Annotated in this window: 16 protein-coding genes, 1 tRNA gene and 1 pseudogene; 6 read left to right on the top strand and 12 right to left on the bottom strand. The window is 64.2% G+C overall.

What is annotated here, in order from left to right:
- Positions 1-422 precede the first annotated feature (422 nt).
- From NZN28_RS11590 to NZN28_RS11575, 4 genes are all read left to right on the top strand, one after another.
- Positions 423-1,037, top strand: a complete 615-nt coding sequence (locus NZN28_RS11590; RefSeq protein WP_295398348.1) for an MBL fold metallo-hydrolase — start codon at positions 423-425, stop codon at positions 1,035-1,037.
- Positions 1,038-1,099: 62 nt separating this feature from the next.
- Positions 1,100-1,840, top strand: a complete 741-nt coding sequence (locus NZN28_RS11585) for a C4-type zinc ribbon domain-containing protein (RefSeq protein WP_295398347.1) — start codon at positions 1,100-1,102, stop codon at positions 1,838-1,840.
- 61 nt (positions 1,841-1,901) lie between these two features.
- Entirely contained in the window at positions 1,902-2,393 is a 492-nt protein-coding gene (locus tag NZN28_RS11580; RefSeq protein ID WP_295398345.1) for an 8-oxo-dGTP diphosphatase, read from the top strand.
- Between the two features lie 196 nt (positions 2,394-2,589).
- A complete protein-coding gene (locus NZN28_RS11575; RefSeq protein ID WP_295398343.1) occupies positions 2,590-2,868 on the top strand; it encodes a DUF4160 domain-containing protein in 279 nt (92 codons plus the stop codon).
- A 518-nt stretch (positions 2,869-3,386) separates the two neighbouring features.
- Here the strand turns inward: NZN28_RS11575 and NZN28_RS11570 are convergent.
- From NZN28_RS11570 to NZN28_RS11555, 4 genes are all read right to left on the bottom strand, one after another.
- Entirely contained in the window at positions 3,387-4,157 is a 771-nt protein-coding gene (locus NZN28_RS11570; RefSeq protein ID WP_295398340.1) for an SDR family NAD(P)-dependent oxidoreductase, read from the bottom strand.
- A 17-nt stretch (positions 4,158-4,174) separates the two neighbouring features.
- Positions 4,175-5,050, bottom strand: a complete 876-nt coding sequence (aguB, locus tag NZN28_RS11565) for an N-carbamoylputrescine amidase (protein ID WP_295398337.1) — start codon at positions 5,048-5,050, stop codon at positions 4,175-4,177.
- Between the two features lie 149 nt (positions 5,051-5,199).
- Positions 5,200-6,240 (bottom strand): agmatine/peptidylarginine deiminase, encoded by a 1,041-nt coding sequence (locus tag NZN28_RS11560; RefSeq protein ID WP_295398335.1) that lies wholly within the window; start codon positions 6,238-6,240, stop codon positions 5,200-5,202.
- A gap of 24 nt (positions 6,241-6,264) precedes the next feature.
- Positions 6,265-7,383, bottom strand: a complete 1,119-nt coding sequence (locus tag NZN28_RS11555; RefSeq protein ID WP_295398333.1) for a PLP-dependent aspartate aminotransferase family protein — start codon at positions 7,381-7,383, stop codon at positions 6,265-6,267.
- Positions 7,384-7,417: 34 nt separating this feature from the next.
- On the opposite strand from NZN28_RS11555, the gene NZN28_RS11550 reads away from it, so the two are divergent.
- Positions 7,418-7,651: a galactosyldiacylglycerol synthase gene (locus NZN28_RS11550; RefSeq protein WP_295398332.1), complete on the top strand. Its 234-nt coding sequence runs from the start codon at positions 7,418-7,420 to the stop codon at positions 7,649-7,651.
- Positions 7,652-7,661: 10 nt separating this feature from the next.
- Here the strand turns inward: NZN28_RS11550 and NZN28_RS11545 are convergent, their stop codons facing one another.
- Genes NZN28_RS11545 through gatB form a run of 3 tightly spaced genes read right to left on the bottom strand, consistent with a single transcriptional unit; the run spans position 7,662 to position 10,742 of the window.
- Positions 7,662-8,294 (bottom strand): histidine phosphatase family protein, encoded by a 633-nt coding sequence (locus NZN28_RS11545; RefSeq protein ID WP_295398329.1) that lies wholly within the window; start codon positions 8,292-8,294, stop codon positions 7,662-7,664.
- 19 nt (positions 8,295-8,313) lie between these two features.
- Positions 8,314-9,321, bottom strand: a complete 1,008-nt coding sequence (gene purM, locus NZN28_RS11540; protein ID WP_295398327.1) for a phosphoribosylformylglycinamidine cyclo-ligase — start codon at positions 9,319-9,321, stop codon at positions 8,314-8,316.
- Positions 9,318-10,742, bottom strand: coding sequence for an Asp-tRNA(Asn)/Glu-tRNA(Gln) amidotransferase subunit GatB (gene gatB / locus NZN28_RS11535; protein WP_295398326.1), 1,425 nt, complete (start codon positions 10,740-10,742; stop codon positions 9,318-9,320). The genes purM and gatB overlap by 4 nt, the downstream gene beginning before the upstream one ends.
- Positions 10,743-10,914: 172 nt before the next feature.
- On the opposite strand from gatB, the gene NZN28_RS11530 reads away from it, so the two are divergent.
- Positions 10,915-10,992, top strand: a tRNA-Arg gene (locus tag NZN28_RS11530).
- 84 nt (positions 10,993-11,076) lie between these two features.
- Here NZN28_RS11530 and NZN28_RS11525 read toward each other — a convergent pair.
- The 5 genes and pseudogenes from NZN28_RS11525 to NZN28_RS11505 all read right to left on the bottom strand — a co-directional run.
- Entirely contained in the window at positions 11,077-12,141 is a 1,065-nt protein-coding gene (locus NZN28_RS11525) for a site-specific integrase (protein WP_295398324.1), read from the bottom strand.
- 363 nt (positions 12,142-12,504) lie between these two features.
- Complete coding sequence (locus tag NZN28_RS11520) at positions 12,505-12,951, bottom strand: hypothetical protein (RefSeq protein WP_295398322.1); 447 nt, start codon at positions 12,949-12,951, stop codon at positions 12,505-12,507.
- Positions 12,936-13,181: a hypothetical protein gene (locus NZN28_RS11515; RefSeq protein WP_295398320.1), complete on the bottom strand. Its 246-nt coding sequence runs from the start codon at positions 13,179-13,181 to the stop codon at positions 12,936-12,938. Before NZN28_RS11515 ends, NZN28_RS11520 begins: the two co-directional genes overlap by 16 nt.
- A 9-nt stretch (positions 13,182-13,190) precedes the next feature.
- Positions 13,191-13,652: a hypothetical protein gene (locus NZN28_RS11510; RefSeq protein WP_295398318.1), complete on the bottom strand. Its 462-nt coding sequence runs from the start codon at positions 13,650-13,652 to the stop codon at positions 13,191-13,193.
- A 316-nt stretch (positions 13,653-13,968) separates the two neighbouring features.
- A pseudogene (locus NZN28_RS11505) lies at positions 13,969-14,343 on the bottom strand (DUF3987 domain-containing protein); the annotation flags it as partial.

Genomic DNA, 14,343 nt, shown 5'->3' with positions numbered 1-14,343 from the left:
CTGGTTCTGAACAGAACAGTGGCCGCCTGGAAACTCGAAAACATGCGTCTCGGCCCAGACGCAACGCAGACAAGCGTACCTCACCGAGGTGAGGCACGTCTCTTTGTCCCCTCTGGTTTTCGTGGGCGGCCACGTATGTGAAGAGGATAAAAGCCCGTACCACCACCCCTCCGCTCGCTGAGGGCGATAATCCCAGCCCGGCCTCGCTCGGTTCCTCCCCTTGTAGGGGCGGCCAGGTGGGGTTTGAGACCTGGCCCTTTGCGCAACCAGCAGATTGGGGGTCTCGTCCAATACCCTCCCCAACCCTCCCTACGCGGTAGGGAGGGGCTCGAGGGCGACCACTCTTTGGAATCTGCGGGCGTGTATGGGTCTCTTTACGACTGTGTAAAACCTTAGCGGGTTTTACCTGTAGGCTATGGGGCATGAAGGTATACCCGCTTGCGGTGGGCCCCTTGCAGGAAAACACCTATTTGTTGGTGGGCGAGAGTGGACGGGGGGCCATTGTAGACCCCGGCGATGAGCCCGAGCGCATCCTGGCCGAAGTAGGCCGGGTGGGCCTGCACCCGGAGGCCATCCTGCTGACCCACGCCCATTTCGACCATGTGGGGGCGGTAGCGCCCCTGGTGGAGGCCCTGGGCCTGCCTGTGTATCTGCATCCAGCCGACCTGCCCCTCTACCACAACGCGGCTCAGAATGCGGCCCGCTGGGGCCTGTCCATCCCGCCGCTGCCCGAGCCGGTGGAGCCCCTGGCCGAAGGGCAGCGGCTGGATTTTGGCCTGGGCCTCGAGGTGCTGTTTTTACCCGGCCATGCGCCTGGGCACGTGGGCTTCTACCAGCCAGGACACCTGGTGAGCGGGGATGTGCTCTTTCGGGGTGGCATTGGCCGCTACGACCTGCCAGGCAGCGACCCCCAGGCCCTGTTCGCCTCGCTACAAAAACTCACTGGGTTGCCCCCCCAGACGGTGGTCTATCCCGGTCATGGCCCCCTCACGACCCTGGCCGAGGAGATGGCCCACAACCCCTATCTGGCCGGGTAGCAGCACATCTTCAATCCAGAACCCCTGACCCGCGGCTCGATTGGGGGTGTTAGACTATAGCCGTGAGTGACCCGCTGGCCGAGTTGAACCGCCTCCAGGAACGCGACCTCGAGCTTGACCAGATCCGCGAAGATCAATCCCGCATTCCCGAGGATTTGGCCCAGGCCCGGCTCCACTTGAGAACCCTCGAGGACAGGCTGGCAGACCTGCAAGATCAGCTCCGAGAAGTAAACCTGGCCTACCACAAGGTCGAGCTAGAACTACAAGACCTCAAAAGCAAGCGCGAAAAAGCCAGGGCCGCCCAGGCCCAGGCCAGCAGCGCCAAAGAGCAGACCCAGTACGGCGAACAGATTCGCCAGCTCGATGATCGCATTGAGGAGATTGAAGGCAGCGAAAAGAAAAACGTCGAAGGTCAGATGGCGCCCCTGGTGGAGCAGATTTACAAGCTGGAAGAAGAGCTGGCCCAGGTCAAAGCCCAGGTTGACGAGGCCAGGCCCCGGCTCGAGGCCCTGGAAGCCGCCAACCAGCAGCGGGTCAACGACCTCGAGGCCACCTATCAATCCCAGAAGGCCGACCGTGACCGACTGGCTGCGACCATTCCGGCCCCCATCGTCAAGGAGTACGAGTCCATTCGCAAGGCCCGCAAAGGCACCGGCCTGGCCAGAATGGCGAAAACCGGCAACGGCTACCGCTGCACGGCCTGCAACGTCCAGCTGCCCATGCATGTAGCCCAGCAAATCCATCAGGCCCAGAAGGTGGTGCGCTGCCCCTCCTGTGGGCGCATCCTCTGGAAAGGTGAGTAGGCTTGGGCGGGCAGGCCGACCCCTAGTTGAACCCCCCTCCTTCGGCCTGTAGTTTAGGGCTGTGCCTTATACCCCCATTCTCGCCACCCTGGGTTATGTGCTCTCGCCCGACGGCCAGCAGGTCTTGCTGATTCACCGAAACGCCCGCCCCGACGACCCAGCCTTTGGCAAGTACAACGGGCTGGGGGGCAAGCTCGAGCCCACCGAAGACGTAGCCGCTGGCATGCGCCGGGAAATCCGGGAGGAGGCGGGCCTCGAGGCGCAAGAGCTAGTTCTGCGGGGAACCCTCTCCTGGCCGGGCTTCGGCAAAAACGGCGAGGACTGGTTTGGCTTTATTTTTCTGATTCCCCGGTGGTCGGGCGCCCCCCTCCAGGCCAACGCGGAAGGGCGCCTGGTATGGGTGCCGCTGGCCAAGCTGGTCGGGCTCGAGCTGCCCATGTGGCCGGGCGACCGGCACTTTTTGCCCCTGGTGTTCGATGCCGACCCCCGCCCCTTCCACGGGGTGATGCCCTACGCGGGCGGCCAGCCGGTTTCCTGGACGTTCAGCCGCTGATGGCCCACCGGCGGCCCATCGCGCTCGAGCCAGCCGAGTCTGGCCCGAGGGAACCAGGCTGGGTTTAGCGCCCCGCAAGGAAAGCCCGCCCATTATCAACGCCTCATCCCATTTTCCTGGGTCTGTGCTAAAGTGACGTTACGTCGCTGCACTACTTTACGGTTATTAATCACATTGTTGGAGGACTGGCGTTCATATGATTACACTTCACCGTTCGGGACAGTACCGCTTCTACGTCAATTCGGGCTACAACCTCGAGCAGCCCTACATCTGCGTTAAGCACGAGGGGCACTTTGCCAAGTTTTCCCTGCAACCGCTGGCCTTGCAGGCCAACAACGGCTTTTCCCGCACCGAGCTAGGCCGCATCCAGCAAGCCATCGTAGACGTGCGCGACCAACTTCTTAAACACTGGGCCCACGTCAAGGGCAACGAAGGCGAAAAACCCACCGGCGAACTGCTGCTGCACCAGGAGTAGCGATTACCGCGCCCTTTACAGACCTGGCCGCCTGAATGGGCGGCCATTGTTCTCTTTGCAAAGCTTTCTCGAGGTCGAAGTCGCAAAGATACCCATACACGCCCGCAGATTCCAAAGAGTGGTCGTCCTCAGGCCCCTCCCTACCGCGTAGGGAGGGTTGGGGAGGGTATTGGAACTGGACTCGCTCTCCGTGCGGGTGTGGTGGTACGGGCTTTTAGAGCGCTCTTCACATATGATGAGCCATTCGACTATAAGAAAGCTTTGTCCTGGACAGAACAGTGGCCGCCTGGAAACTCGAAAACATGCGTCTCGGCCCAGACGCAACGCAGACACTTGTCCCTTCTCGTTTTCGTGAGCGGCCACGTCTGTGAAGGGCGCGATATGCGACACGGTACGCAGTGTGGGATACCTCAACGCTTTGCAAACGGTAGGAGCGATGAGGCAGAGAGCGGGGGGTTGGAGCCCCACCATCCAGCGTTTCGTTGAAGGTTGCATGTACGCCCTAATAAGAGGCGTGCCTAAACCGGCCTTCCGGCCATCATGAAGCTGGCGGTCATGCCGCCATCCACCGGCAAAATGGCCCCGGTGATAAAGCTGGCCCTCTCGGAAGCCAGAAAGACCACCGCCTGGGCCACCTCCTCGGGCCGCCCCAGCCGGCGCAGGGCGTGCAGGTCTTCCCAGTCCTGGCGCGTGAGCTCGGGGTGTTCTGACATCTGGATGGCTTCCAGCACGCTCTCGGTGGCAATGGCGCCCGGGGCTACCGCGTTGACCCGGATGTTCATGGGCGCCAGGTCGAGGGCCAGCGAGCGGGTCAGGTTGACCAGCCCGCCCTTGGAGGCGTTGTAGGCCACATTGTTCTGTTCGGCGAAAAGCCCCTGAACGCTGGCCACATTGACAATCGCGCCCCCGCCCGAGTGCACCATTTCCCGAGCAGCCAGGGCAGAAAGGTGCATGGGGGCAGTCAGGTTGACTTCCAGGGTTTGCTGCCAGTCGGCCAGCCCGACCTTGAGCGCCGAACCGGGGACAGCGATGGCGGCGTTGTTGACCAGCACGTGAATGCCACCCCACTGCTTGGTGGCCTGCTCGATAAAACGTTCGCGGTGTCCGGCCTGGGAGAGGTCGGCGTACACAAACAGGGCTCCGAGCCGCTTGGCGACCTCGAGCCCCTCCGGTCTCACATCGCACAGCACCAGCAAGGCCCGCTCCTCGGCAAAGGCCTCGGCAATGGCCCGCCCAATACCCCTGGCGGCTCCGGTAATCAGTACCACTTTGCCCTGGAACATGGTCAAAGTTTATCCAAACGCCCTCAGAGTCGGCGGGTCTTGCCGTCCAGGGTCAGGAGGGGGCCGTAGAGGTCGGGCCTGCGGTCGCGGAAAAAGCCAAAACTGGCCCGGAAAGTGCGGGCTTCATCCAGGTTTAAGTCGGCTATCAGGACGGTTTCTTCGCTGCGGCCCGCCTCGGCGAGTTTGTTGCCCATATAGTCGGCGATGAAGGAGGAGCCGTAAAAGGTCTGCTCGAGGCCCTCCACTTGCTCGGTGCCCACCCGGTTGGCCGCTCCCAGATAGCAGATATTCGAGACCGCGTGCCCGATCATGGCGCGTTGCCACATGTCCTTGGTGTCTATGCCGCCGGCCTCGGGCGGTTCGGAGCCAATGGCGGTGGGGTAGAGCAGAATTTCAGCCCCCAGCAGGGCCATGCTGCGGGCGCACTCGGGGAACCACTGATCCCAGCAGATGCCGGCCCCCACCGTGCCAAAGCGGGTCGGGAAGGCCTTGAAGCCGGTATCGCCGGGGTTGAAGTAATACTTCTCCTCGTAGCCGGGCCCATCGGGGATGTGCGATTTGCGGTAGAGGCCCAAAATTTCGCCGCTGGCGTCAATCAGGGCCAGGCTGTTGTAGTAAGCCTGCCCGGCCCGTTCGAAAAAGGAGACGGGAAGCACCACCCCCAGCGCCCCGGCCAGCTTTTGGAAATGCGGCAGGAAGGGGTGGTTTTCCACCGGGTTGGCCAGGGCAAAGTATTTGTCCCGCTCGGCCTGGCAAAAGTAGAGGTTCTCAAAAAGCTCGGGCAGCAGCACAATCTGAGCGCCCTGAGCGGCGGCTTCGCGTACCATCTGGGTGGCTTTGGCCACGTTCTGGTCGCGGTCTTTTGTCATGGACATCTGTACGACGGCTAGTCTGGGCATGGCGGCTCCCTGGGGTCTATGGTCTATAGTTTAGGGTCTGGTTGGGGGTCTGTGGCCGATGCAGGCGGTATTTTCAGCGCTGGATGCATCCTGGGCCCCGGCCAGGAGTGATGGGGAGGGAGTTGCGGCCCTTCTCCTGTGTGCCCAGGCTACCCCTTCCACACCTGGCCCTGGGGCTGCTGCTGGGTGACGCAGTGGAAGCTGCCCCCGCCGGTCATCAGGTAGCGGCTCATCAGGCCGATCACCTCGCGCCCGGGGAACAAAGGGCGCAGAATTTCCAGGGCCTGCTTGTCGCGGGGGTCGCCGTAGAGGGGCACCAGCACCGCCCCGTTGGCGATGTAAAAGTTGGCGTAGGTGAGGGGCAGGCGGGTCTCTTCGATCCAGAGGGGGTTTTGGGGCAGGGGAAGCTCTACGATTTGGAACCCCTCCAGGCTTTGCAGGATTTCCAGGTTTTCCTGCAAGGGGCGGTGGTTGGGGTCGTCGGGGTCGGAGACCGAGGTGACGATGGTGCGGGGCGAGGTGAAGCGGGTGAGGGTATCAATGTGGCCGTCGGTGTGGTCGCCCTCGAGCCCTTCCCCCAGCCAGACCAGGTGCTCGATGCCCAGGTACTCGCGCAGGGCGGCCTCGAGGGCCGCCTCGTCGTGGCCGGGGTTGCGCTCCGGCGAGCGCAGGCACTGTCGGGTGGTGAGGCCCACCCCCTCGCCGTTGACCTCGAGGCTCCCCCCCTCCATCACCAGTCCCGCCTCGAAGAGCTTAACCCCCAGGATGGCGGCCATGTGCCGGGGCATCTGGTTATCGAGCTCGGCGGGGTACTTGCGCCCCCAGCCGTTGAACTCCCAGTTGACAGCGGCCAGCTCGGGCTCGGCTCCAGGCCCTCTGGCGGGGCGGGTCACAAAGATGGCCCCCGAGTCGCGCAGCCACAAGTCGTTGTGGGGGATGCGGTGGAACCGGATGGGGCCTGAGAGCCTCTTTCGGGCGTCCTGTTCGGACTCCTCGTCGTTCACCACCAGATGCACCGGTTCAAAGCGGGCCAGGGTGTTCACAAAGGCGGCAAACTCCTGCCGCACCGGCTCTAAGTAGCCCAGCCATTTTTCGTCGTCGTAGGGCCAGGCCGTCCAGGTGGCAGCGTGGGGGGCCCACTCGGCGGGCATGCCAAAGCCCAGGGCGCGGGGGGTCAGGGTCTTTTCCACAAAACCAAGAGTATAGCAGAGGGGCTACCGGGCAGCCGCCTGCAAGGCCGCCTCGAGGTCGGCCCAGAGGTCTTCAGCGTCCTCGATGCCCACGCTCAAGCGCAGCAGCGAGGGGGGCAGGTGTTCCTGGCCGGGTATGGCCGCCCGGCGCTCCATGGTGGACTCCACGCCGCCCAGGCTGGTGGCATGGCGGATGAGCCGGGTGTTCTGGCAGACCGCATCGGCCAGTGCGGCCCCGCCCCGCAGGTCGAAGGAGAGCACCGCCCCGTAGCCCTTGAGGAGGCGGCGGGCCGTGGCGTGGGCGGGGTGGGAGGGCAGGCCCGGGTAGCGCACCACCGAGACCAGCGGGTGCTGGGCCAGCCGCTCGGCGAGGAACAGGGCGGTTTCCTGGGCCTGCCGCAAGCGCAGGGCCAGGGTTCTGGCGCCGCGCGCGGCCAGGAAAGCCTCGAGGGTGCCGGGGGTGGCACCGTTGAGTTCCCTGGAGCGCCTAAGGCCCTGCCAGAGGGCTTCGTCCTGGGTGGTTGCCACCCCGGCCAGCAGGTCGGAATGGCCCCCGATGAACTTGGTGGCCGACTGGATGGAGACCGTGGCCCCGAGCTTCAGGGGCTGCTGGTTCAGCGGGGTGGCGAAGGTGTTGTCCACGGCCACGATGGCCCCAGGTTTGCGCGGCGCAGCGCAGATGGCCTCCAGGTCGGCCACCCGGAGCAGGGGGTTGGAGGGGGACTCGAGCCAGACCAGATCGGCCTGGGCACAGGCTTGAATCCAGCCGTCGGTGTCCTCCACGGCCAGCCGCACCACCGACCAGCGCTTTTTTTGCGCCCCGGCCACAGCCAGACCGGCCACGCCCTGGTAGCAATCGTCCGGCAGCACCACCACCGCGTCCGCTGGAAGTTGGTCGAACACCGCGGCCACCGCCGCCATGCCGGACGCGAAGGCCAGGGCCCGGCCCCCCTCCAGCCCCCCCACGATGGTCTCGAGGGCTTCCCAGGTGGGGGTGCCGCTGTCCCGCGCGTAGGCCTGCTCCTGGCCCAGGATAAAGTTCGAAGCCGGAACCAACGGGGTGTTCAGGGGTTCGCCGGGCGCGGTTGGGCGGCCGGCGGCCACCAGCCAGGAGGCCGGTTTGAGCGAGAGGGGTTCGTGCATGGGTGCAGTCTACCCACCCTGGTACACTAAGTCCATGCCGCAACTGTTCAATGCCGACACAGGGGAGCCCCTCGGTGAGATCAGCGACGCCCAGCTAGAATTCCTGGTGGCCCAGCTGGAAGAAGAACACGCCGAAGACCAGGACTACTACCTGAACGCCGACCTGCTCGAGACCTGGCGCGAACAGGGGGCCGACCCGGCCCTGCTGGATCTCTTTCAGCAGGCCATGGCGGGCCGGGAAGACCTGAGCATTCGCTGGTCCAGGTAAGCGCCGGGGCCTACGAGAGGGTGGCCTCGTCGGTGAGCCCCTCGGCCCAGGCTTCCAGATGCCCCACGTCGCCCACCGAAAGGGCCAGGCCCTCGGGGTACAGAAGCCGGGTGATGGAGGTGTTTTGAATCTGGAACTTGCGCCAGGCGCCGTTTTCCAGCTTGAGCACGATCTTGAGGGCGGCCCGGATCACCCCGCCGTGGGTGACCACAATAAACCGCCCCTCGGGTAGCTCGTTCAGGAAGGCCTGAACCCGCACGGCCAGGTCGGCCATGCTCTCGCCGCCGGGGCGCTTGGTGTTCCAGGGGTCGCGCTGGATGGCCTCGTGGAAGGCGGGGTAAAGGAGTTCCATCTCGCTGCGCAACAGGCCCTGCAACTCGCCTGCATAAATCTCGCGCAGGCGCGGGTCGTAGACCGGCTCGAGGCGCAGCGCCTCGGCGATGGGCTTGGCGGTGAGCGCCGCCCGCTGGAGGTCGGAACTGTAAAGGCCGTCGAAGCCCTGGCGGCAGGCCGCCAGCCGCTCGGCCACCCGGTAGGCCTGGTGCAGGCCCTGGGGCGATAGGTTGATGTCGAAATGGCCCTGAAAGCGCCCCTCAGCGTTCCAGGGCGTTTCACCGTGGCGCAGCAGCCAGAGTTCTTTCATAGGGTAGGGGGGCAGGGTTTCATGCAACCTTAATCCCTGACCCCTCCATGATATAGCCTACCGGGTAGATTTGGGGCAAAAGTGTCTGGGCCCAAGAGGCCATGTCTGAACTCAAAACCAAAATGTAACCAAGCCCCATGTTAAAGACCCGGAACATCTCCTGCACCTCAATGTTGCCAGCGCGCTGAATCAGGTCAAAAATGGGGGGAACCGGAAAACTTCCACGCCGGATTTCGGCCCCCAGCCCCTCTGGCAGAACCCTGGGCAGGTTTTCGAACACGCCCCCGCCGGTGATGTGGGCCATGGCGCGAATCTCGAGGCCCTCACGCTCCAAGAGCGCCACCTCTTCCAGGTAGCAGCGGTGGGGCTCGAGCAGGGCTTCGGCCAAGGGCACGCCGCCCAGCTCGGGCCGGGGTTCCTCCAGGTTCCACCCGGCCAACACCTTGCGGGCCAGGCTGTAGCCGTTGGTGTGCAGGCCGGAAGAGGGCAGGGCCAGCAGCACATCGCCCGGCTGCACCTTAGAGCCGTCCACAATGCGGGCTTTGTCCACCACCCCCACAATGGTGCCCGCCAGGTCGAGGCTCCCTTCGTGGTAGACCCCGGGCATCTCGGCGGTCTCGCCCCCCAACAGGGGGATGCCCACCGCTTTGCAGGCCTCGGCCAGCGACCCCAGCACCGCGGCCAGCACCTCGGCCTCGAGGCGGGCGCTGGCGATGTAGTCCATGAAAAACAAAGGCCTGGCCCCCTGCACCAGCAGGTCGTTGACCGAGTGGTTCACCAGGTCGAAGCCCAGCCCCCCGTAGCGCCCGGTCTGGGCGGCCAGCAGGGTCTTGGTGCCCACCCCGTCGGTGGAGGCCACCAGCACCGGCTCGGACATCTCCTTGAGCCGGGAGGCCTCGAGCATCCCCCCAAAGGCTCCGATGCCCCGGAGCACCTGCGGGGTGTAGGTCTCCTTGATTTTCTGGGCCGCCCTTTTCAAGGCCCCGGCCTTGCGGTCAATGTCAACACCTGCGTCTTGGTATTTCAAAGTTCAACCCCCAGCATCTCGCCCAGCATCTTCTTGACCACATCGGCCTTGGCGGTGCCCCGGGTCTCCTTCATGATGGGCCCCAACAGGGCGTTGGCCGCCGTGAGGTTGCCGCTTTTGACCTGCTCGACCACCTTGGGGTTGGTGGCCACCACCCGCTCCACGATGGGCCTGAGCGTGCCTTCGTCGGCGACCGAGCGCAGCCCGCGTTCCTCCACCAGCCGCAGGGGGTCGGCCCCTTCCATCACCTCGGGCAACAGCTGCGCGAGCACCCGGTTGGTAATCTCGCGGCGCTCGAAGAGCCCGGCCAGGCTGGCCAGGTGGGTGGGGGTGAGGGCGGTCTCTTGCACCTCGAGGCCCCGCTCGTTCAGGTAGCCGGCCACCTCGGCGTTGAGCAGGTTGGCGATGGTCTGGGGGTTGCCCTGGTAAGAGGCCAGGGCCTGGTCGAAGAAGCGGGCCAGCGAGGCGTTGTAGGCCAGAATTTCGGCGTCGTAGGGGCGTACCCCCTGGGCTTTGTAGCGTTCAAACTTTTGCGCCGGCAGCTCGGGCATGGCCGCCCTGAGCCGCCCCAGCCAGGCTTCGTCCACCACGATGGGGGGCAGGTCGGGGTCGGGGAAGTAGCGGTAGTCGGCCTCGCCCTCCTTGAGGCGCATCACGTAGGTCTTGCCGGCGGCCTCGTCCCAGCCCAAGGTGGCCTGCTCCACCCTGCGCCCGCTGCGCAAAAGCTCCTGCTGCCGCTTGATTTCGAACTCGAGGGCCCGCGCCACGCTCCGAAAGGAGTTCAGGTTTTTTATTTCCACCTTGGTGCCTAAAGCCCCCCCCACGGGCCGCACCGAGACGTTCACGTCGGCCCGCATCTTGCCTTCCTCGGGGTTGGCCTCCGAGACCCCAAGGGTCTGGGCAATCGAGCGGATGTGGGCCAGGAAGGTGCGGGCCTGCTCGGGGGTGCGAATATCCGGCTCGGTGACCATCTCGATCAGGGGGGAGCCGGCCCGGTTGAGGTCAATCAGCGAGTAAGGAGCGCCATCCGGGTGGGTAGATTTGGCCGCGTCCTCCTCCAGATGCACCCGCTTGATGCGCACTTTCTGCCCTTCGACCTCCAGGTAGCCGTGGGCGGCGATGGGCAGGTCGTACTGCGAGATCTGGTAGTTCTTGGGCATGTCCGGGTAGTAATAGCTCTTGCGGTGAAACTGCGTCCAGGGGGCGATGGCGCAGTTCAGGGCCAGCCCAAACAGGATGCCAAAGTCCACCGCCTGCGCGTTCACCGAGGGCAGCACCCCCGGCAGCCCCAGGCAGACCGGGCAGGTGTGGGTGTTGGGCGGGTCGCCAAAATAGTTGGCGTCGCAGCCACAAAACATCTTGCTCTTGGTTTTGAGGTGCAGGTGGACTTCCAGCCCCACCACGGCTTCGAACTCGGGCATACCCGAACCATTATAGGTGCAGGGGCCAAAAGATGGCGTCGGTGCTTCTGGCCCAAAGGGTTTTTTCCATGGCAAATGCGCCCGGCCTGAGCCCTTCCGCGACCCTTGCGTGCAGTGGAAGACAGCAGGGGTAGATGCTACAATCTGGCTTGCTTGCGGTCGCAAGCCCTTTGCGCTCGTAGCTCAGTTTGGATAGAGCGAAGGTTTCCTAAACCTTAGGTCGCAGGTTCGAGTCCTGCCGGGCGCACCAGTCCAGAACGCAAAAAACCGGGGTGCTCTTGACCCCGGTTTGCGTTTTGACCCCAGGTTTTGACCCCAATAAACTGTTGACCCCCTACGCTTGAGCCCTGGGCCTTAGCAAGTCCTCGGGGTCAATCACAAAGCCCTGTCGCTCGTGTTGGAGTAGATGCCGGTACACCCCCAGGGTGATGTTCGCGTTTGCATGGCCCATCCGCTCGGATACCAGCTCCAGGGGGGCCCCGTTTGCCAGCAGGTGGGAGCCGTAGCTATGGCGCAGGTCATGCACCCGAACATGAGGAATCCCCAGCTTTGCGACAATCCGGCGCAGGGCATGGCCGGGGGCGTTGTAGTCCAGGGGCTTGCTGAGGCTGTTTCCTGGAAACACCCAAAACTCGACCGGGGGGCATTTGCCAAGTTTCTCGCACCACCAGGCCCGATAGGCCCTCAGCCGCTCGAGGGTTTGCGCGGGGATAGGTACGGTTCGGGCGCTTGTGTGGGTCTTCGGTTGGGTGATGCGGCCTGCGCTGTAGGCCCGTCGCACCGTGAGCACCCCGGCCTCGAGGTCTATATCCGACCACTGCAAGCCCAGGGCCTCACCCAAACGCAACCCGCAGGCCAGCATCAAGCGCAGGGCCAGCGCAGTCCTGGGGTCGCTGTGAGCGTCCAGGGCGCTCAGTAGGGCCCGTACCTCGTGGAGCTCGAGGGCCCGCCCTGCTTTGGCGCTGGCCTGGTCACGGGAGCCTTTGACCTTCACGGGCGCGACCGGGTTGCGAAAGACCAGCTCCAGGTGCAGGGCTTCCTCAAAGATGGCGTGTAGCTTTTGACGAACCCAGCGAACCGTTCGCAGGCTGTAGCGCCCATACAGCTCGTCCACCAGCTCCCGGATATGGCCGGGGGTTACGTCCTTGAGGGGCCTGGCCCCCAGCGGGTCGGGGGCCTGGGAATCTTTCAGGCTGGGCAGGGCCAGGGAAAGCTCCCGGCGGTAAGCGTCCAGGGTGTTGGGTCGCACCTCACGGGCTTTGCGCTCGAGCCAGGCCCGTGCAAAGCCAGCAACAGTAGTCTTGTCCCGACTAAACTGGCCCCGCTCGGCGCGGGTCTTGACCTCACGGGCCAGGCGCTCGGCTTCCTGCGCGGTAACGCCATAGACTGAGATACGCACCCGTCTACCGTTCTCGGGAATACTCAAGCGAACCTCGTAGCGACCATCTCTGCGCTTTCGCGGTTTATTGGTCAGCCTCGGCACGGTGCATCACCTCCAAACCAACCATGAACACCCGGCCCCGCTCTTCGGCGGTCATCGTCAGCACCTGGTCAACGCATGATGCCGGGAGTCGTAGACGAATAGCAACGCTGCGCTCACCGGGGGCCAGGGGCTTGTCAAGGCCCAGCAACCTCAGCCTCTCTTCGAGGGGCAACCGAACCGCGTTCAACCTTTCTCCCTTTGGCATGACTGCATTATACAACGAGTACACGAACAATAAGCGCACTTAGCAATATAAGTGCGCTTTTCGATAATCCGGGGTCAGGGTAAGGGGCCTATCTCTTTGCGGGCTCGAGCACAGTTCAGCGCCCAAAGGCTAAGGGCGGCAGCCACCTGGGTATCCTCATCGCTCGACCAGACCAGCTCTTGCACCCGCTCGTAGAGGCCCGGCGGCTCGGGGGGCGGCTCGGGTAGGCGGTCGGGCCATAGGGTCAAGTCCCCGGCCTCGGCGTAGTGCTGGGCCTCGAGGCACCGGTCAAAAAATGGGAGCCAAACGTCAAGGTCGAGGCCCTCAATGTCAACCGGGGGCCAGAAAGCCTGAAGGGTTGCGTCGAGCTTGTTTTCGAGAATCCCTGTAGACCGCTCGACTATCGCCTCCCAGGCGGGCCGGGGGATGAGGTCAAGCTGCTGCCTGTCAATGAACGCTTGCCAGGCTTTTCGGTGTTGCTCTCGTATAAACCCCTCTATGCGCCTCACACGACTTTCCATGTTGCGTCACCCTTTCTGGGCGGCAAGAGGGTCTCCAGGGCCTCGAGGCGGCGCTCAAGGTCGCTCGTCTCTGCCAGACGCAACAACACCCCGGCGGCCTGGGCCAGCGCATGGACGGCCCTTAGACGTGTTTGGGGGTCGGGGTCTTGCAGTAGAGCCTCGGAGGTTTTGAGGGCCTTCCTCAGCGCGGTTCCGGCCCGCGCTATATCGTTATTTCGTGTTGCTTTCATCGGCATTTTTTAGACCTCACAATGGCTGAACCCCCCTGGGGTCGGATTCAAAAACCTGCCCAGCTCGTCGAGCGAGGGAAAGACCCAGGTGCGGCCTTGCTCGTCCCGCATCGAAAAACGGCCATCGAAGGGGGGCAAAAACTTGAGGATGTACCACACCCCGGCGTGCTCAAGTCTGTATAGGGAACCGTAGCCATCCGGAGTTTGCAGGGCTACCTGTTGCCCCCTTGCGGGCAGCAGAGGCACCCGTTGCCAGTGAACCGGGCAGCCGGTGGGGTCTAACTCCCGGCGCTGCGATAAACGGGCTTCTGTGAGGCCCACCCGGGCTCGGAGGGCCTCGAGGGGGGCGGTGGCAGCCCAGGCTTGCCAGCCTTGCAGGGCCTTCTTGCTCCAACCCAGGGCGGCACCGGCTTGGAGTAGGCGGGCTATGAGGGGGTCACGCTCACTTTGAACACCGCTCTCTACCCGCAAACCCGCAAGGTTGGTATTGTCTTCGTCCAGGACGGTGTTTGTGCTTGCGGGTAGGTTACCCGCATCAACCCGCAAAACCCGCAAGCCGGTATAGGTTGCGGGTTCTTGCGGGAGGGTTGCGGGTTGGCTACCCGCAAAGCCAGAGGCAGCAGAAACCTCTTCCTGGACAGCGTTTTCTCCCTTTACCTCAGAGGGCTTGCGGGTGCTTGCGGGTAGGTTGCCCGCAAGGGCTTTACCCTGTCCAGGACGCTGCTTCTCTGAGATTCCCAGGCCACTTGCAAGCTGACCTGTTATTTGTGCGAGAAGTTCGTCTAGCTCAAAAGTCACCAGCCACCTCCTTCACACGCGGGTTGACCCTGTATTTCTCACCCTCCCGAACCAACCACCCATGGGCGACAAGCACCCCCAGCACCCGGCGGGCCTCGCCCACCAGCCCCAGCCCAGCAACCTGAGACCGCGTGATGTCCCGCTCCGTGAACGCCGCGAGGCGCTTGCCCCGTATTTCCAGGGTGCCAGCAACCAGCCTGCGGGCCAGCTTGAGCACCGGCTCGTCGTTGCCTGTCAAGGCTCGCTGCCACACCCGACGGGCGTGGGGCTCGAGCCAGCGCACAAGGGCGATGGCTCGGCGTAGGGTGGTTGGGCTCACAACGCGGGTCTCGCCCCATAAGATTGCCAGCACCGCCGCCAGCCG

The sequence above is a fragment of the Meiothermus sp. genome, from assembly GCF_025056915.1.
In the GTDB taxonomy this organism is placed as follows: domain Bacteria; phylum Deinococcota; class Deinococci; order Deinococcales; family Thermaceae; genus Meiothermus.
Note: the sequence above shows the minus strand (reverse complement) of the source record. Positions and strands in the feature narration are given on the sequence as shown.